This is a genomic window from Gammaproteobacteria bacterium (assembly GCA_021647245.1).
Lineage (GTDB): Bacteria > Pseudomonadota > Gammaproteobacteria > RBG-16-57-12 > RBG-16-57-12 > JAFLJP01.
Genome location: JAKIVC010000026.1, coordinates 1 through 17,762, shown reverse-complemented (window position 1 = coordinate 17,762; position 17,762 = coordinate 1). Strand labels below are relative to the sequence as shown.

Below are 17,762 nucleotides of genomic sequence, written 5' to 3'. Positions count from 1 at the left end.
TCTACCACTCATCTGTAACGCATACATCAACGATGGCGGATTACTAAACCATCCAGTGCCAACTTCTCTTGAAGCCTCTCTTTAACCACGTGCGCTTGTTCTTTTTTTATCTCTGGCCCGACCCTTACCCGATAAACAGTCTCTGGCCCCTCAGCGCGCTCAACAAAGGCGCTGAAACCATGACCACGCAATTTATCTCGCAGTGCCAGCGCGTTAGATTGACTAGAAAAACTACCCACCTGCACAACCCAGCCGGAAACGGCCGCTGGTCTCTCAGCTTGATGAGCTATTTGTGGCTCAGGAAGGGGTGGAGTGACGGGTTGTGGCTCGGCTACCGGCTTGATATCCGATGGCATAATGATATCTTCAAGTGTTGCGGCTGTGGTCGGCTCTTCTGCTGCCACCTGCTCGCTATTATGAGCCTCCTGAATAACCCGGCGCTGCACCGTATCATCCGGGTTTGGCAGCGCTTTAATTTCCAGCGGTATAATTTCAGTCTTTATCAGGTAATCCGGTTTTTCAGGGATATTACTGCCGGTAATTTTTTTCTCGCCGCTTTCGCTAAGAATCATCGGCAGTACAATCACTGCAATCGAGAGCATAATAACAGCGCCAACGATACGCTGCTTGGTACGATTACTTTCCATTGCTGCTTGTTATCCTTTTGTTAGCCTTCATCTTGTTCAAAACCACGGCAAGGGTAAAAAATGAACCAAACACGACAATCTGGTCAGCGGGCCCTGCATCCTTTAACGCGTGTTGATAAGCTTGCTCGAGCGTTACAAACTGATGAATGCGTTGAACACCCTGCTCTTCCATTAGTGGGAGGAGCTGCGCAGTTGTTGCGGCACGAGGCAGCGCCAAATTACCAATATACCACTCATCAATTAATGGGTGAATAATCTGAATAACCTCATCAATCGCCTTGTCACCCATCATCGCAAACACTGCGTGGGTTTTACCTAGGCATTCAATGTTTTGTAGATTTATTTTGAGCTGTTCAACGGCATGGGGATTATGTGCCACATCAAGAATATGGCGTAGTGGTGTCAAAATAACCTGAAAGTGCCCCGCGACCTGAGCATCAAGCAGACCTACACGCAGCGCAGCTTGGGCAACTGGCAGTTGTTGATTAAGAGACTCCAGCACCATCAATACGCCAGCGGCATTTTTCAGCTGGAACTCACCCCGCATGGCAGGCATAGGTAAGCTCTCTCGCTTGCGATGGGGTGATTGCCAGCGCCAACCTGAGTCGGTCGTTTCATATTGGTAGCTCTGTCCAAGGGTGTAGAGCTGCGCGCCTATTTTATTGGCATGTGCTCGCAGCGAATTGGGCGGGTTGGCACTTGAAAATACCACGGGTCGGGCCGCTCGCATAATACCCGCTTTCTCAAAGCCGATGCTTTCAAGGTCTGAACCCAGCCACTCCTCATGGTCAATACCGATATTGGTAATCAAGGCGATATCCGCATCGATAATATTAACCGCATCAAGGCGACCACCCAGCCCCACTTCAAGAATGACCACATCCAGCACTGTACGACTGAAGATATCCAATGCCGCCAATGTGCCAAACTCAAAATAGCTCAGGGAGATTTCCCCCCGCGCCTGATCAACCCGTTCGAAAGCATCACAGAGTGTTTGATCATCAACTTCATGGCCATGGAGTTTTATGCGTTCGTTGTATTTCAGCAGGTGGGGTGAGGTGTAGTTGCCAACAAGATAACCCGCGGCCCGTAAAATGGCATCAAGCATGGCAACAGATGACCCTTTACCGTTGGTTCCACCCACGGTAATAACCCGATGTATTGGGTGGTCACCACAAAGCCGTTGATAGACTTGGCTAACGCGCTCAAGACCCAACTCAATCTCGTTGGGATGGAGTTGCTCTTGCCATGCCAGCCATTGTGGAAGTGTTTCAAATCGCATGGTAAAGAGGTTCTGCGCACACGTTAAGAAGGCTCTGAGTAGTTCGTCAGTAGCGAGAGGGCGTTGGCAAGGCGATCACGCAGCTGGTGGCGATGAATGATCATATCCAGCCCTCCGTGCTCCAACAAGAATTCACTGCGTTGAAAACCTTCCGGTAGTGTCTGGCGCACGGTCTGCTCAATAACGCGTGGCCCAGCAAAGCCGATAAGTGCTTTTGGTTCAGCAACATTTAGATCGCCCAGCATGGCAAAACTGGCCGATACACCGCCCATGGTCGGGTCGGTCATTACTGAAACAAAAGGGGTGCCTTGTTCACGCATTTTCGCCAATACCGCTGATGTTTTCGCCATTTGCATTAAGGAGAAGAGTGCCTCTTGCATTCGCGCTCCCCCTGATGCAGAAAAGCAGACAAAAGGAATATTTTTTTCCAGCGCAATGTTGGCAGCACGGGTAAATTTTTCACCGACCACCGAACCCATTGACCCCCCCATAAAGGAGAAGTCAAAAGCAGCGGATACAACGGGAAGCCCTTTCAGGGTGCCCTGCATGACAATCATCGCATCCTTTTCACCCGATGATTTTTGATACTGACTAATGCGATCCTTGTATTTTTTACTGTCTTTAAACTTCAAAACATCCACAGGAGACATATCAGCGGCGATCTCTTCACGCCCCGCTTCATCTAAAAAAACCTCAAGACGCTTACGACCGGTCAAGCGCATGTGATGGTCACACTTGGGGCAGACATTCAGGCTGCGCTCCAGCTCCGGGCGGTAGAGCACATCATCACACTCACCACATTTAACCCAAACCCCTTCCGGAATGCCTTTTTTACCACCTGATTCAGTACGAATTTTAGAAGGTATAAGATTCTTCAACCAACTCATGGTATTTATCCTGTTTAGTTAGAGCGACACTATAACGTATCAAGTGCACCGCGAATACTGGAGAGCATCGCCACGATATTGGCAGTGATCAATGCCGGATTACCGGCACCCTCTTCAATTTTCTTCACAATAGCACTGCCGACAATAATCGCATCCGCCTCTTTGCCAATGGCAACGGCTGTTTCAGCATCTCTAATACCAAATCCAACACCCAGCGGTAAATCAGTCATCTGCCGGATGCTCTTAAGCTTTTCAGCCGCCCCTGCGACATCCAGGTGCCCGGCACCTGTCACGCCCTTCAAAGAGACATAATAGACAAAGCCACTGGCATTTGAAACCAGCGAGGCAATACGTGTAGTGGTGGTGGTCGGGGCAATCAGGAAGATGGGATCAACACCCTGCGCCTTGAGTAACGATATGCACTCACCACCCTCTTCAGGTGGCATATCGACCGTTAGTACACCATCCACACCCGCCGTTGCCGCCGCCGAGGCAAACGCTGCATAACCCATCGCCTCGATCGGGTTGAGATAACCCATTAATATCACCGGGGTTGTCTTATCCTGCTTACGGAACGCTTTAACCATTTCAAACACATCACGCAGTGAAACGTTATGTTCTAGTGCCCGTTCAGCTGCCTTTTGAATCACCGGGCCATCCGCCATGGGGTCAGAGAAAGGCACGCCTAGCTCAATAATATTCGCCCCCGACTCAACCATTGCATGCATGAGTGGTACGGTGAGTTCAGGCGTGTAATCGCCTGCAGTGATATAGGGTATCAACGCCTTGCGGTTACTGTTTTTTAATCGCTCAAAGGTTGCAGCAATACGACTCATAGCTGAACTCCTTTAAAATTCGATGCCGTCGCGGGTTGCGACAGTGTGGATATCTTTATCGCCGCGCCCGGAGAGGTTGACGATAATGTTTTGATCTTTTGACATGGTTTTTGCCAGTTTCATGGCATAAGCCAGTGCATGACTGGACTCCAGTGCGGGCAAGATACCTTCAATTTGGGTCAAGGCATAAAATGCCGCCATCGCCTCATCATCACTGATCGCTACATAGTTGGCTCGCCCAACATCCTTCAACCAAGCGTGTTCAGGGCCAACTCCCGGATAATCCAGACCGGCAGAGATCGAATGCGTGTGGGATATCTGACCATTTTCATCTTCCATCAGGTAAGTGCGGTTACCGTGCAACACCCCCGGCACCCCCGCACAAAGTGGTGCGGCGTGACGACCGGTTTCCAAGCCATCACCTGCCGCCTCAACCCCATACATTTCGACACTATCATCTCGCATAAAGGGGTAAAACAGCCCCATTGCGTTGGAACCACCCCCAACACAAGCAACCAGCGCATCCGGTAGGCGACCGGTTTTTTCAATACACTGCTCACGCGCTTCACGGCCAATAATAGACTGAAAATCGCGCACCATGGCGGGGTAAGGGTGAGGCCCTGCCACGGTACCAATGATGTAGAAGGTATCGTCAATGTGGGTCACCCAATCACGCATCGCCTCATTTAAAGCATCTTTCAATGTTTTCGTGCCTGACTCAACGGGAATGACCGTTGCGCCCAGCAGCTTCATGCGGTAGACATTCTGTGCCTGGCGCGCTACATCAACAGCACCCATATAGACCACGCACTCAAGCCCCAGACGAGCGGCCACCGTCGCAGTCGCCACGCCATGTTGCCCGGCTCCTGTCTCGGCAATAATACGGGTTTTCCCCATACGCTTGGCCAGTAGTGCCTGGCCAACCGTATTATTTATCTTGTGGGCTCCGGTGTGATTGAGGTCTTCACGCTTAAGATAGATCTGCGCACCGCCCAGCTGCTGAGACCACCGTTCTGCGTGGTAGAGCGGCGAGGGACGACCGACATAGTCCTGAAAATCCTTATCCAGCTCTTTAGCGAATTCAGGGTCGTGTTGGTACTTTTCATACGCAATACGCAACTCATCCAGTGCCGCCATTAAGGTTTCAGCGACAAACAGGCCACCATACACACCAAAGTGGCCTTTGCTATCCGGTAGATCAGGCAACTCAGCCCAGCTCTTTACACAATCAGACACGTTTTACCTCGTTGATAAAGGCTGCAATTTTTGCAGCGTCTTTGATTCCTTTACTCACCTCAACCCCGCCACTCACATCGACGGCATAGGGAGAGGCTTGCTCAATAGCACCCGCAACATTAGCGGCATTCAGACCGCCTGCCAAAACAATTGGTTTTTGCATTTTATCGGGAATACGTCCCCAGTCAAAGGTGGTTCCGGTACCGCCGGGTATGCCGGGTTGATAACTATCCAGCAACAGTGCTTTGGCGTTTTCATAGTGCAACACCCATGACTCAAGGGAGAGCCCCTCACGCATCCGAACGGCTTTCATGTAAGGCTTGTCAAACTGCTCGCAATATTCGGCAGACTCTTCACCATGAAACTGCAATAGATCGATTGATAGCCTTTGTATAACATCCTCTACAAAAGCTTTATCCGCATCAACAAATAACCCCACACTGCTGACAAAGGGTGGCAGTGCTGCGACGATATTTGCCGCTTGCTGAATACCGACTGCACGGGGGCTAGGGGCATAAAACACCAAGCCAATGGCATCGGCACCTAACGCTGCCGCTGTCAGGGCATCTTCAATGCGAGTAATGCCGCATATTTTAACGCGAGTTGTCATATTTTCCTACCGAGCTACCAAACCAGCGAGCTATTTTTCACTGTGGGTATTTCAAATTCATCCGGGTACTTTACACCCATAAAGTAGAGGCCGGAAGGGTGTGCGGTCACACCTCCCATACGGCGATCTTTATGTGCTAACACTTCATCTGCCCAGCGGGGTGGCTGCTCGCCGCAGCCGATAGTCATCAATACACCGGCGATGTTGCGCACCATATGATGTAAAAAAGCATTGGCTTCTACATCGATAAAAACCATCTCATTCTGCCGCGATACCTCGACCTTGTGTACCGTTCGTATAGGGCTTTTTGCCTGGCATGCCATCGCTCGATATGAGGAGAAGTCATGCTCACCCACCAGCTGCTGGGCCGCCTGCTGCATCAGCGCCACATCAAGCGGGCGATACTCCCAGGTCGTGCGCCAAGCCAAAAAACTAGGGCGCACATCCCGATTACAAATAACGTAACGATAATGCCGACTCAAGGCAGAGAAGCGCGCATGAAATCCATCACTTACCGGCTGCAGCCAGACAATAGAGATCGATTTGGGTAAATTAGCATTCCCACCCATCACCCAGGATCGAATAGTGCGTTCTGCATCACTGTCAAAATGGACAATCTGGCCGACACCATGCACTCCGGCATCGGTCCGCCCCGCACAAGCAATCTCTATTGGGTGGTTAGCAACGCTGGAGAGTGCCCTTTCTACATTTTCCTGCACACTAGGGGAGTGCTTTTGCCGCTGCCAACCGCAAAATTCACGCCCATCATACTCAATTCGAGCCGCATATCTCATAAAACAAGAAAAACTCCAGACAGTAGACATAACATTAGCCACTGCAACCAGTCCGGTGCCTTCAAGATAGGCACCTCAATCGGTCGACACGGCAGTGAGTGCGCATGTTGCGTGACCTGATCAAATAAATCAACCATTCGAACAACCGCAACATGCATTCGCTGGCGCAACCCTTTCGTAACAAGAGGAGGTGTCGCCATGATTGCGGGCAGGTCGCCCACCGCTTCCAAGGTAAGTGCCAACCGCACAGCAAAGCGTTCGTGTGGTAAACCCAACCGTGCAAAGGGGTGTAATAACCACAAGAGCGCGGCAATCATCAATGTTAGTGGCGTTGATTGTAACAACAAGCTCACCGCGAGAACCAACAACAGTAAAATGGCTACACGATGGAGGCCCATCATCACCCCCTCATAACTGGGAGACCAGGCTAAAAATGTCGGAAAGATGGGGGTGCCTGGTGTAAACCAGAGGTAAACAATGGCGATTGAGAGCAGCAACCAGCGTAACCGTGCTGCCATTTTTAACGCCAATATGATCTCAGCATCTCTGACAACAACAAAACCAATTACCGTCAATAACAGTGCAAACAGCCACTGCGACCATCCGCCCCAGACTGTCATCAGCGCGGCAAGTAACAAGAGAAGGATTTTAATTACCGGGTGCATCTGTTTATTTCCGCTCTGAGTCCTCTGCACACGTGGGGGCTGGATAAAAAAGAGATAAAGCTTGGCTGGTTGATGCAGCGGTAAATGAGGGAAATAGTGTGCTACTCACAAACTTACCAACGAAAACAGCTGAGGTGGAGCCTTTTTATCAGTGCATCTATTTGTGCAGAGATCTCACGCTACAAAAAACAGCACGGCCCGCTGAACATTAGTCCAGCGGGCCGTTGCAGCGAAAAGGTGATCAAAGCTGTTTAAGCAGTGCTTGTGCCTCTTCTTTTTGCTCATCGGTGCCTTCCTGCATAACCTCGTCAATAATGCTCTGCGCACCCTCATTGTCACCCATATCGACATAGGCGCGGGCTAAATCAAGCTTGGTACCCACCTCATCGAGATCTGCAAAAGGGTTGTCATCGTCAAAGTCACTACCACTATCGTCCATCAGATCAGCCATTGAACCCAAGTCAACCTTGTCCAGGTCATCTTTAGAAGATTCGGCAGCGACACTCTCATCCAATGAATCAGCTGCATCAAACAGGTCTGACTCTAAATCAGCCGCTGGCTCGGATGGTTGATGCTCACCATCACCCACATCCAGCACATCAAAATCATCAACATCAGTTTTCTTTTCTTCTGTTAGTGAGTCAGCCGCATCAAACAGGTCTGACTCTAAATCAGTCGCTGGCTCGGATGGTTTATGCTCACTATCATCCACATCCAGCACATCAAAATCATCAACATTAGTTTTCTTTTCTTCTGCTACGGTCTCTTCATTGGATTGCTTCGAAGCCTCATCCAATGGCTCATCTGCCTTGAACTCTTCAGACAACTCAACATCATTAACCGCATCTGACTCCGCTGTTTTCTCTGCAAAGCTATCGGAACCGAACTCCAGTGAGTTGGATGCAATATCTTCATTCAGTTGTTGATCTTTTGCTTCATCAAGCGAATTTTTAGCACTTAGAGCCTCCAGGCTACCCGATTCAAACTCTAGCGCATTATCATCGGTCGTCTCATCGCTCTTCTCGGTATCAGTAACTCGGCTATCTAACTTGGTAAAGGAGTCATCCAGCGACTTCTCTTCAAACTGCTCCAGTTTGTCATCCAATTCATTAAAGTTAAACTCATCCATCTCATCCCGCGGCATCTCGTCAGTCGATACTTCAATATCGGAGCTGTTGTCCTGTGAAGAGAGTACCTCTGATGATTCAATATCAGGGCTTTCCACCTCGTTCAATACCTGGTTTGACTCCGGAACGTGATGATCAGCGGTATCACCTTCGCCTGCAAAAAGGGCGCTATCCGGTTGCAGCTCACGTCCCATGGCACAAACCTTAACCCAGCCATCTCCCAGCAAGTTACCACCAAGCAAGCCATGATAGCTCTGTGCAGCCTCCAGGAACTTATCTTTCTCCCCACCTGCATGGTAAATTTCCAGCAGTTTAGTATGGTACTCTTCGCGCTCAGGGTCACTTTGCAAAGCGCCTTTAATAATCTCTTCAGCCTGGGTATAACGACCGTAAGCCAAGTAAACATCCGCTTCTGATATAGGGTCTATCTCACCAATATCACTCTGCAACCCCTCCATCGAGGTGGATGAGAAGTCAGTCAATAGTGAGCTTTCGGTACTGTCATTAGCGACATCTGTAGAAGTCGTAGCCGCCGCTGGAGTCGCTGTTGCTGCACTAGCAGCGGGCACTTCACCCATGGGTATATTGGTCGGCTGGCTGAGAATGCTCTCTTGATATTCATCCTGCTTACGGCGTTGATAGAGTAAAAATCCTAATGCCGCAATCAGACCGATGACCAACGCGATCAGAGCCAGTGCTAAGGGGCTATCAAACAGCCCTGTCGCTTCAGGTTCAGATTGTGTCACCACTTGTGGCTGCACTTTTGCACTCTGCTGGATAGCGGCCAGCTCGCTATCTTTCAGCTGAACCAGGCGCTGGAGTGAGTCAAGCTGTCCTTCCAGCTTAGCAAGGCGATCCGTCAGCTCAGTTGTCTCTTGATGGTTGGCCAGTAACTGCTCATTAGCTATAGCCAGCTGCTCATTAACACTGTCGAGTGCGTCTGATGTTACCCCGGCTTGCGCCTGGGCTTGGTCATCCACCCCAGCACTGGTCAATTTCAATTGTGCGGGTGCCGCTGGGCGGCTACCACTCGAGTCAGCAACCGAAGTCGAACCTGATTGAGCTGACTCCTCTATAGGTGTTGCACCAGCAGCAGTAGAAGTACCTGCTGTTCCACCGTTCTTCCACTCCCGATATTGGCGTGAAACTTCGCGTTCCGCTGCCGCTTTACTCAGTGAGGTCATTGTTGCCGGATCATTGATCCGCAGCACATACCCCATTTTCAAGTTATTGACGTTGCCACGGTAAAATGCGTCCGGATTATCACGCAGAATAGCCAACATCACCTGGTGAATGGTGACATCACGATCACCACGCATCGCCGTAGCAATACCCCATAGCGTATCATTCGCACGACTGGGGCCGTACTCAATTGAACCACTACTGCGGTCTGTGTGTAGCAGGGAGTGCGGGGCTGCGGCTTTTGTAAGCTGGTTTGTTGTGGGTGCAGCCTCATGGCGCGGTGTCGCAACGCGTGCGGGGGTAACTTGGAGCGGTACTGCCTCCATCATAGTGGGTGGGTCGACAAGAACAGTGAACTGGCGAAGGGCGTGGCCGTTTGGCCATTTTGCCTCTACCAGAAAATTAAGAAAGGGTTCGCGGATCGGTTTGGGTGATGAGACCTGAATATAGCTCTCACCATCTCCGCCCTGAACCACCTTGAATTGCAACTCCTCAAGAAACTCTGGGCGATCAATTCCATAGCGAATAAACATGGCATCAGATGCGAGGTTGACCTTGAGTCCTTCAAGGTCTTCCGCCGTCGCAGAGCGAATTATTATCTCAGCTTCAAGGTGTTGATCCAGAGCCGAATTCATTGAGATATTACCCAGACCCAATGCCAGCACACCGGTAGGTATCAACAATGCCAACGAAGCCGTTACGGAGGCCAGTTTGCGCTTCACCATTCTCTTGTTCCTGCTTTTAGATGTATCCATAGCCGGGGTTGTTACCACCCCAATGAGACCTTTGTACACGTCATACTTTTCACCCTGCCAGCACTAAAAAACACGCTCGAAACTCTTATTTACACCTGCAAGTTGCAATTTTTTATAATCGTTATTAAATGCTGTGGCAAAAACTATTTTTTATGCAAAAATCTCCCGATATTATGTTGTTACTGTACGAAATCAATTGAAAAATACTTAATTCAGTACGTCGACACTCACTACTATTACTTTATTCGCAAAGATGATTTTTTATTAGGTTTTCCGCTATTTGCACACAATTAAGTGCAATACCTTTGCGTACATTATCGCTAACAACCCAAAGATTCAAACCATTCTCAGAGCCTATATCTTCGCGAATGCGCCCAATATGCACTAAATCGGTGCCAACACCACTACTCACCGGTGTTGGGTAATCATTAGCTGCACACTCACCGATCACTTCAATTCCGTCACACTGCGAGAGTAACTCACGGGCAGCGGGTGCTGATATTTTGCTTTTTGTCTCGATGTGCAGCGACTCTGAATGACTAAAAAACACCGGAACCCAAACAGCCGTGGGACTAATTACGATCGACTTGTCATCAAGCACCTTTTGGCTTTCACCAATCAGCCTAAGCTCTTCAATAGTGTAACCATTGTCTAAAATAGTGCCAACCTGTGGAATAACATTGAAAGCAATCTGCTTGGCAAACTGATTATTTTCCAGCGCCTGCATATTTAATAGGCTGGTAGTTTGGGAGGCCAGTTCGTCAGTACCCGCCTGCCCCCTTTCTGAAACGGCCTGGTAGGTCGAAACATTAATTCGTTCAATGCCAACTGCATCATAAATCGGCTTTAAAGCGACCAACATTTGTATAGCGGCACTACCCGGGCTGGCAATAATATTACGTTGCTTATAATTGGCAATAGCCTGCGGATTTACCTCCGGCACCACGAGTGGCACATCACTATCCATTCTAAACTGGCTGCTGCTGTCAATTACCACACAGCCAACCTTACTCGCCTTTGGTACAAACTCGGCCGCAACCGTCTCGCTCCCCACAAACAGCGCAATTTGCACAACGGAAAAATCAAAATCAGCAATATCCCGAATACTTTTGTAGTGGCCTTTGAACTCAACGCGGCCACCGGCAAGATCATCACTATCCAGCAGATGGATCTCATCGACTGGAAAACCTCTCTCAGCGAGCAGTTCAACCACCACACCGCCTGCACCCGTTGTTGCACCCACCACTGCCACACTATAACTGTTTGCCTTCTTCAAGCATTACTCCAAACCAGAATTCATTTATAAGAGGATGCGTAACATGCGGCGCAACGGCTCTGCCGCGCCCCATAAAAGCTGGTCACCCACGGTAAAAGCCGACAAATAATCATCGCCCATATTTAATTTTCGCAACCGCCCAACAGGAACGTCCAACCGACCTGTAACCGCAGCGGGTGTCAGTTGCTCCATCGTCAGCGTCCGATCATTCGGCACCACGCTCACCCAGTCGTTGCCCTCGGCCAGCATTGACGAAATCTCATCCAGCGGTACATTTTTATTCAATTTAATGGTCATCGCCTGACTATGGCAACGCATCGCACCCACCCGCACACAGAGGCCATCAATAGGAATTTGACGATCAGAGCGACCCAGAATTTTATTGGTTTCAACCTGCGCCTTCCACTCTTCCCGAGTTTGGCCACTCGCCATTGGGCTATCCAGCCATGGGATTAATGAGCCACCCAACGGTACACCCCACTGATCTTTGGGATATTGATCGCTGCGCAGAAATTCTGAGAGTTTTTTATCAATCTCTAAAATACCTGCCGCTGGGTTATCAACCAACTCGGCCACTTCATGATGAACAGCACCCATCTGCTTTATCAGCTCACGCATGTTTTTAGCGCCGGCACCCGAAGCAGCTTGGTACGTCATCGGTGAAGTCCACTCAATCAACTCATTTTCAAACAGGCCACCCAGCGCCATCAGCATTAAACTGACCGTACAGTTGCCACCCACAAAGGTTTTTTTACCCTCAAGCAAAGCCTGTTTAATGACATCCAGATTCACCGGATCAAGAATAATCACCGCTTCATCATCCAGACGCAAGGTAGATGCGGCATCAATCCAGTAGCCCTTCCAGCCTGCTTTGCGCAGTGCGGGATAGACGGTTTCCGTATAGCCGCCCCCTTGGCAGGTGATGATGATATCCATCACTTTCAGCTCATCAATGCTGTTGGCATTTTTCAGTGCGGGTAACGCGTGGCCAATATCGGGGGCGGCGATACCCACCTGAGAGGTGGAGAATAGGACGGGTTCAATATGGTCAAAATCTCGCTCCTCCTGCATACGCTGCATTAAGACCGAGCCCACCATGCCACGCCAACCGACGATACCTACCCTTTTCATAATCTCTTCCTGTTTACGCTTTATAGATTAGCCACAATCGCATCACCCATCTCTGAGGTGGAGACTCGCTTCATGCCATCGGTGTAGATGTCGCTGGTACGATAACCCGCATCCAGTGCTTGATTAACCGCCGCTTCTACTTTATCCGCCAGCCCCTCTTTACCCAGAGAGTAACGCAGCATCATCGCCGCAGAGAGTATGGTTGCCAGCGGGTTGGCAATGTTTTGCCCCGCAATATCGGGCGCAGAGCCATGAATCGGCTCATACATACCCTTACCCTTTGCATCCAGCGACGCAGAAGGTAACATGCCAATAGAGCCTGTCAGCATCGCCGCACAATCTGACAAAATATCACCAAACATATTTGTGGTCACCATAACATCAAACTGCTTGGGTGCGCGCACTAGCTGCATGGCCGCATTATCGACATACATGTGGCTCACTTCCACTTGCGGATACTCTTTGGCAACACGGTTAACCACTTCACGCCATAGCTCCGTGCACTCCAGTACATTCGCTTTATCCACTGAGCAGAGACGCTTGTCTCGCTTCATGGCGATATCAAACGCAGAGCGTGCAATGCGCTCGATTTCTGATTCGGCATAGACTAAGGTGTTGTAACCTTGGCGCTCGCCATTATCCAACAGGCGAATACCACGGGGTTGACCAAAGTAGATACCGCCAGTCAATTCACGCACAATCATCAAGTCCAGACCTGAAACCACTTCTGGCTTCAAGGTTGAGGCATCGGCCAACTGAGGGTAGAGAATCGCTGGACGCAAGTTTGAAAACAGTTTCAGCTCAGCACGCAGACCCAGTAGCCCCTTTTCGGGACGAACCGAAATATCCAGTGACTCCCACTTATAACCACCCACGGCACCCAATAAAATCGCATCCGCTTTTCTGGCCAGATCCAATGTTTCCGGTGGTAGCGGATGGCCATGCTGGTCATACCCTGCTCCGCCGACAGTGGCCGTTTCCATCTCAATAGCCAGGCCATGTTTGGTTTTCAGTGCCTCAAGCACTTTAACCGCTTCAGCCGTAATCTCAGGGCCAATACCGTCACCCGGTAACACAGCGATTAACTTAGACATATTATTTCACCCTCTTAAACAAATAACCAAGGTGCTTCGACCTTGCGTTTTTCTTCATAATTCTTAATATCTACAATGTGTTGCAGCGTCATTCCAATATCATCCAAACCATTCAGCAAGCAATGCTTGCGAAAGGCGTCCACCTCAAAACCGAATGACTCACCCGTGGGGGTAGTGATTACCTGTGCGACAAGATCAATCGTCAATTGATAACCCTCTGTCGCTTCACACGCCTTAAAGAGCGCATCCACCACACTTTCGCCCTGCTCAATGGGTAAAATGCCATTCTTAAAACAGTTATTGAAAAAAATATCGGCAAAGCTTGGCGCAATAATACAGCGAATACCAAAATCTTCCAAAGCCCAGGGAGCGTGTTCACGACTGGAGCCACAGCCAAAGTTTTTCCGCGCCAAGAGTACTGATGCTCCCTGGTAGCGCGCCTTGTTCAATACGAAGTCACTGTTTACAGGGCGATTTTGGTTATCCATGCCTGGCTCACCATGATCCAGATAGCGCCATTCATCAAACAAGTTAGGGCCAAAGCCACTGCGCTCAATTGACTTTAAAAACTGTTTGGGAATAATGGCATCGGTATCCACATTCGCCCGGTCCAGTGGAATAGCGGTACCGGTTAATGTTGTAAATGCTTTCATCATTCAGCCCCTGTCGGTAATGAACCAAGATCAGCCACATCAATAAAGTGACCCGCAATGGCCGCTGCCGCTGCCATCTCCGGGCTAACTAGGTGAGTGCGCCCTCCCTGGCCCTGTCGACCTTCAAAATTGCGGTTGGAGGTAGAAGCACAACGCTCTCCCGCACCCAAGCGGTCTGCATTCATGGCCAGGCACATTGAACAGCCCGGTTCGCGCCACTCAAAGCCTGCTTTGATAAAAATCTGATCCAACCCTTCTGCTTCAGCCTGCTGTTTCACCAACCCAGAACCCGGCACTACCAGCGCTTGCTTAACACTCTTGGCCACTTTGCGACCCTTTGCTACTGTGGCCGCTGCTCGTAGATCTTCGATGCGCGAGTTGGTGCATGAACCAATAAAGGCGCGGTCAATCATCACCCGGCTAATCGGGCTGTTGGCCTGCAAGCCCATATACGTCAATGCCGCTTCCATACCCTCCCGTTTAACGACATCCAGCTCATCTGCCGGGTCAGGCACCAAAGCGTCAATCGCAATCACCATCTCCGGAGAGGTTCCCCAGGTGACCTGTGGTTTTATCGTGGTGGCATCCAAATGAACCACTTTATCAAACTCGGCACCCGCATCACTCTGCAGGTCAGACCACGCTGCGACCGCCATCTGCCAATGATCACCTTGTGGCGCATAGGGGCGACCTTTCACATAGTTAATTGTCGTTTCATCCACCGCAATGATACCGGCGCGGGCACCGGCCTCAATTGCCATGTTACAAACCGTCATACGCCCCTCCATGGAGAGCGCCATGATCGCCTCACCGGCAAACTCTATCGCATAACCGGTACCACCTGCGGTGCCTATTTCGCCAATAATCGTCAACACAATATCCTTGGCGGTTACCCCTTTGTTGACTACTCCATCAACAGAGATCAACAAGCTTTTTGATCGTTTTTGGACCAAACACTGGGTTGCCAGCACATGTTCAACTTCAGAGGTACCGATACCATGAGCCAAGGCACCAAAAGCGCCGTGAGTAGAGGTGTGGGAGTCACCACACACCACGGTCATTCCCGGCAACGTTGCGCCCTGTTCAGGCCCAATCACATGCACAATACCTTGACGGATATCATCCATTTTAAATTCAGTCACACCGAATTCTGTACAATTCTGGTCTAAGGTTTCAACTTGTAAGCGCGAAATAGGATCTTCAATGCCTGCTATGCCTTTACTACGATCCGTCGTCGGAACATTGTGATCTGGTGTCGCTAAATTTGCATCCACACGCCACAATTTACGGCCAGCCAAACGTAAGCCTTCAAATGCTTGCGGTGATGTCACCTCATGCACTAATTGACGATCAATATATAAGAGTGCGGTACCGTCACCATTGTCACGTACCACATGTTGATCCCAAATTTTCTCGTATAAGGTCTTGCCTGCCATTGTTCTTTCCTTAATTACTCAATTTCTTAAATAAGCGTGCCACTTATAGGTGCAATACAGTTCAGTAAAGGATGTAGGTACGAATTTATTCGTATGCCGAGGTAAAAATTAACATTAGAGGTTAATATTTACACCGGCATTCGAATAAATTCGAACCTACAAAAAACAAATAACACCTTAGCTGAACAGCATTACGCTTAAAGACAGCACCTTTTCAGATGCGGCAAATATAGACCTATTTAAACTATTACACAAATTCATTATTTTCATATAAACTATTCCTAAAAGTTATAGATAAAAGGCTTTAAAATGGATATACCCAATCTTCATGCATTTATTGCTGTGGCAGATACAGGCTCTTTTTCTGAAGCCTCCGAGCACCTTTATCTGACGCAACCAGCCATTAGCAAACGAATTTCAACATTAGAGACAGAGCTTGATGTTCAGCTATTTGATCGTATTGGGCGGAAAGTCACCTTAACTGAGGCGGGAACTGCTCTTTTACCTCGCGCCCGTAATATCCTGCATCAGGTCGATGACAGCAAACGCGCTATTCAAAATCTCTCAGGGAACATTGCCGGTAAACTCAGTATTAGCACCAGTCACCATATTGGCTTGCATCGTTTACCGCCGGTATTACGTGCTTTTACCAGTGCCTATCCCGAAGTAGAGCTGGATTTACATTTCATGGATTCGGAAGAAGCCTGTCACGCCATTGAACATGGCGATCTTGAACTGGGCATCGTCACCCTGCCGCTGCAACCGGCAAAAGTATTACAGACTTATGAAGTCTGGCCGGATCCTCTGGACATTGTGGTCAATCCTTCTCATCCATTAACCCAGGTGAAAAAAGTGACGCCAAAACAATTGGCACATTATTCCGCTATTTTGCCTACGCGTGGCACCTATACCCGGCAAATTTTTGAGCGCACCATGCGCAAACATAAGTTAGAGTTGAAAGTTGGTTTATCCACGAATTATTTAGAGACCATTAAAATGATGGTCAGTGTTGGACTCGGTTGGAGTGTCCTTCCTCGCAGTATGATCAACGAAGAACTGAAGACACTCAATATTGAAGGCATAAGACTTGAACGTAAATTAGGTATTGTTTGGCATTCAGGTCATACCTTATCTAATGCAGCAAAAGCCATGTCTAAAATACTTAAAAGTTAAATACATGATAACCCTTAACAATTAGGTGTTATTTAGACTACAATTATTACTAATTTCTATTAAGGTACAAAAAGCATGGCTTCAGATTGACCTAAACACATTCTGATTGTTGACAATGACGATTTGATGCGTGAGTTTGTTAAGGAAGTTTTGAAAATCAATAATTTCAAAATTACCGAGGCTTCAAATGGGAAAGCTGGCCTCAAAGAATTTCGTGAAAATACGCCAGTATTTGGTGCTTACCGACATCATCATGCCGGAGATGGAGGGAATTAGTTTTATTCGAGAATTACGTTCTCATAACAAAGAAATTCCTATTATCGCTATGACGGGAAATGTACATGGGCGTATGGAAGAGTTTCTGGAAATATCTACACAACTTGGCGCAGATGAAATATTACGTAAACCTATCAAGGCAAAAGAATTTATTGATGATATTGGCCGCTTGATTTAAAATTATTTCAAATCATTATTTAAACGATCCTTATCTACATTAGCATTAAGATATTCAACAATAATATCCAAATCTTTTTCTGCATTACCTAAGCAACTTGTTGCCCCGGGTGATGGTGTCATATTAAAAATCAAACCATTTCCTGGACTGAGTTTCGCTTCACCTAAATGCAAACTGTGGCTTTTCTTATCAATCATTACCGGACGAATACCACCTGTTTTTTTCGCAAAAGTTAAATCTTTAAGTTTCATATTAGGAACAATTTTACGCGCATCACTTAGAAATAAATGGCGACGAATTATGGGCAATTCAAAACACATATTTTTAAACAAGTAATTTCGAATTTCTGAAACACGGAGTAAACCCCAAAGTGTTTTTATTACATTGAAATCCAGTTTAAAAATATATAAAAATTCCGGTAATGTTTTCCAGTTATATCGTTCTAGTACTGGCAACGCTATCGCAGTTGGTTCAAAGCGTGTTTTACCCGTTACCAGAACGTCAGGATGTCCATGTATAGCAGC

17 protein-coding genes are annotated in these 17,762 nt (G+C 48.5%); 2 read left to right on the top strand and 15 right to left on the bottom strand.

All coding sequences use genetic code 11. The features are described 5' to 3' along the window. Positions 1 to 26: 26 nt before the first annotated feature. The 14 genes from L3J94_08795 to leuC form a co-directional block, all read right to left on the bottom strand. Positions 27 to 647: an SPOR domain-containing protein gene (locus L3J94_08795; protein ID MCF6218837.1), complete on the bottom strand. Its 621-nt coding sequence runs from the start codon at positions 645 to 647 to the stop codon at positions 27 to 29. Next, a complete protein-coding gene (gene folC / locus L3J94_08790) occupies positions 637 to 1,929 on the bottom strand; it encodes a bifunctional tetrahydrofolate synthase/dihydrofolate synthase (GenBank protein MCF6218836.1) in 1,293 nt (430 codons plus the stop codon). The genes L3J94_08795 and folC overlap by 11 nt, the downstream gene beginning before the upstream one ends. 23 nt (positions 1,930 to 1,952) lie before the next feature. Next, complete coding sequence (gene accD / locus L3J94_08785; protein MCF6218835.1) at positions 1,953 to 2,816, bottom strand: acetyl-CoA carboxylase, carboxyltransferase subunit beta; 864 nt, start codon at positions 2,814 to 2,816, stop codon at positions 1,953 to 1,955. A 29-nt stretch (positions 2,817 to 2,845) separates the two neighbouring features. After that, positions 2,846 to 3,652 carry a tryptophan synthase subunit alpha gene (gene trpA, locus L3J94_08780; GenBank protein ID MCF6218834.1) on the bottom strand — a complete coding sequence of 269 codons (807 nt, stop codon included), beginning with the start codon at positions 3,650 to 3,652 and terminating at the stop codon, positions 2,846 to 2,848. Between the two features lie 12 nt (positions 3,653 to 3,664). After that, positions 3,665 to 4,888, bottom strand: a complete 1,224-nt coding sequence (gene trpB, locus L3J94_08775) for a tryptophan synthase subunit beta (protein MCF6218833.1) — start codon at positions 4,886 to 4,888, stop codon at positions 3,665 to 3,667. Then, positions 4,881 to 5,498 (bottom strand): phosphoribosylanthranilate isomerase, encoded by a 618-nt coding sequence (locus tag L3J94_08770; protein MCF6218832.1) that lies wholly within the window; start codon positions 5,496 to 5,498, stop codon positions 4,881 to 4,883. Before L3J94_08770 ends, trpB begins: the two co-directional genes overlap by 8 nt. Positions 5,499 to 5,512: 14 nt before the next feature. After that, positions 5,513 to 6,292 carry a tRNA pseudouridine(38-40) synthase TruA gene (gene truA, locus L3J94_08765; GenBank protein ID MCF6218831.1) on the bottom strand — a complete coding sequence of 260 codons (780 nt, stop codon included), beginning with the start codon at positions 6,290 to 6,292 and terminating at the stop codon, positions 5,513 to 5,515. Then, on the bottom strand, positions 6,289 to 6,957 hold the full coding sequence (locus tag L3J94_08760) for a hypothetical protein (protein ID MCF6218830.1): 669 nt from the start codon (positions 6,955 to 6,957) through the stop codon (positions 6,289 to 6,291). Before L3J94_08760 ends, truA begins: the two co-directional genes overlap by 4 nt. A 241-nt stretch (positions 6,958 to 7,198) precedes the next feature. After that, entirely contained in the window at positions 7,199 to 9,991 is a 2,793-nt protein-coding gene (locus tag L3J94_08755; protein ID MCF6218829.1) for a hypothetical protein, read from the bottom strand. Between the two features lie 271 nt (positions 9,992 to 10,262). Further along, positions 10,263 to 11,297, bottom strand: a complete 1,035-nt coding sequence (locus L3J94_08750; GenBank protein ID MCF6218828.1) for an aspartate-semialdehyde dehydrogenase — start codon at positions 11,295 to 11,297, stop codon at positions 10,263 to 10,265. A 24-nt stretch (positions 11,298 to 11,321) separates the two neighbouring features. Beyond that, complete coding sequence (asd, locus tag L3J94_08745) at positions 11,322 to 12,428, bottom strand: aspartate-semialdehyde dehydrogenase (protein ID MCF6218827.1); 1,107 nt, start codon at positions 12,426 to 12,428, stop codon at positions 11,322 to 11,324. A gap of 20 nt (positions 12,429 to 12,448) precedes the next feature. Further along, positions 12,449 to 13,522, bottom strand: a complete 1,074-nt coding sequence (gene leuB, locus L3J94_08740) for a 3-isopropylmalate dehydrogenase (protein MCF6218826.1) — start codon at positions 13,520 to 13,522, stop codon at positions 12,449 to 12,451. Between the two features lie 14 nt (positions 13,523 to 13,536). Beyond that, positions 13,537 to 14,175, bottom strand: a complete 639-nt coding sequence (leuD, locus tag L3J94_08735; protein MCF6218825.1) for a 3-isopropylmalate dehydratase small subunit — start codon at positions 14,173 to 14,175, stop codon at positions 13,537 to 13,539. Next, positions 14,175 to 15,611, bottom strand: a complete 1,437-nt coding sequence (leuC, locus tag L3J94_08730; GenBank protein ID MCF6218824.1) for a 3-isopropylmalate dehydratase large subunit — start codon at positions 15,609 to 15,611, stop codon at positions 14,175 to 14,177. Before leuC ends, leuD begins: the two co-directional genes overlap by 1 nt. A gap of 309 nt (positions 15,612 to 15,920) precedes the next feature. On the opposite strand from leuC, the gene L3J94_08725 reads away from it, so the two are divergent. Next, a complete protein-coding gene (locus L3J94_08725; protein MCF6218823.1) occupies positions 15,921 to 16,784 on the top strand; it encodes a LysR family transcriptional regulator in 864 nt (287 codons plus the stop codon). A gap of 187 nt (positions 16,785 to 16,971) precedes the next feature. Then, entirely contained in the window at positions 16,972 to 17,238 is a 267-nt protein-coding gene (locus L3J94_08720) for a response regulator (protein MCF6218822.1), read from the top strand. A gap of 2 nt (positions 17,239 to 17,240) precedes the next feature. Here L3J94_08720 and L3J94_08715 read toward each other — a convergent pair. Beyond that, positions 17,241 to 17,762: malate:quinone oxidoreductase (locus L3J94_08715; GenBank protein MCF6218821.1), on the bottom strand; the 522-nt coding region annotated here is incomplete at its 5' end.

Bases quoted from the DNA above. Each gene is read 5' to 3' on its own strand.
- L3J94_08795 (MCF6218837.1), bottom strand. From the start codon at position 647: ATGGAAAGTAATCGTACCAAGCAGCGTATCGTTGGCGCTGTTATTATG.
- folC (MCF6218836.1), bottom strand. From the start codon at position 1,929: ATGCGATTTGAAACACTTCCACAATGGCTGGCATGGCAAGAGCAACTC.
- accD (MCF6218835.1), bottom strand. From the start codon at position 2,816: ATGAGTTGGTTGAAGAATCTTATACCTTCTAAAATTCGTACTGAATCA.
- trpA (MCF6218834.1), bottom strand. From the start codon at position 3,652: ATGAGTCGTATTGCTGCAACCTTTGAGCGATTAAAAAACAGTAACCGC.
- L3J94_08770 (MCF6218832.1), bottom strand. From the start codon at position 5,498: ATGACAACTCGCGTTAAAATATGCGGCATTACTCGCATTGAAGATGCC.
- truA (MCF6218831.1), bottom strand. From the start codon at position 6,292: ATGAGATATGCGGCTCGAATTGAGTATGATGGGCGTGAATTTTGCGGT.
- L3J94_08760 (MCF6218830.1), bottom strand. From the start codon at position 6,957: ATGCACCCGGTAATTAAAATCCTTCTCTTGTTACTTGCCGCGCTGATG.
- L3J94_08755 (MCF6218829.1), bottom strand. From the start codon at position 9,991: ATGGTGAAGCGCAAACTGGCCTCCGTAACGGCTTCGTTGGCATTGTTG.
- asd (MCF6218827.1), bottom strand. From the start codon at position 12,428: ATGAAAAGGGTAGGTATCGTCGGTTGGCGTGGCATGGTGGGCTCGGTC.
- leuB (MCF6218826.1), bottom strand. From the start codon at position 13,522: ATGTCTAAGTTAATCGCTGTGTTACCGGGTGACGGTATTGGCCCTGAG.
- leuD (MCF6218825.1), bottom strand. From the start codon at position 14,175: ATGAAAGCATTTACAACATTAACCGGTACCGCTATTCCACTGGACCGG.
- leuC (MCF6218824.1), bottom strand. From the start codon at position 15,611: ATGGCAGGCAAGACCTTATACGAGAAAATTTGGGATCAACATGTGGTA.
- L3J94_08725 (MCF6218823.1), top strand. From the start codon at position 15,921: ATGGATATACCCAATCTTCATGCATTTATTGCTGTGGCAGATACAGGC.
- L3J94_08720 (MCF6218822.1), top strand. From the start codon at position 16,972: ATGGGAAAGCTGGCCTCAAAGAATTTCGTGAAAATACGCCAGTATTTG.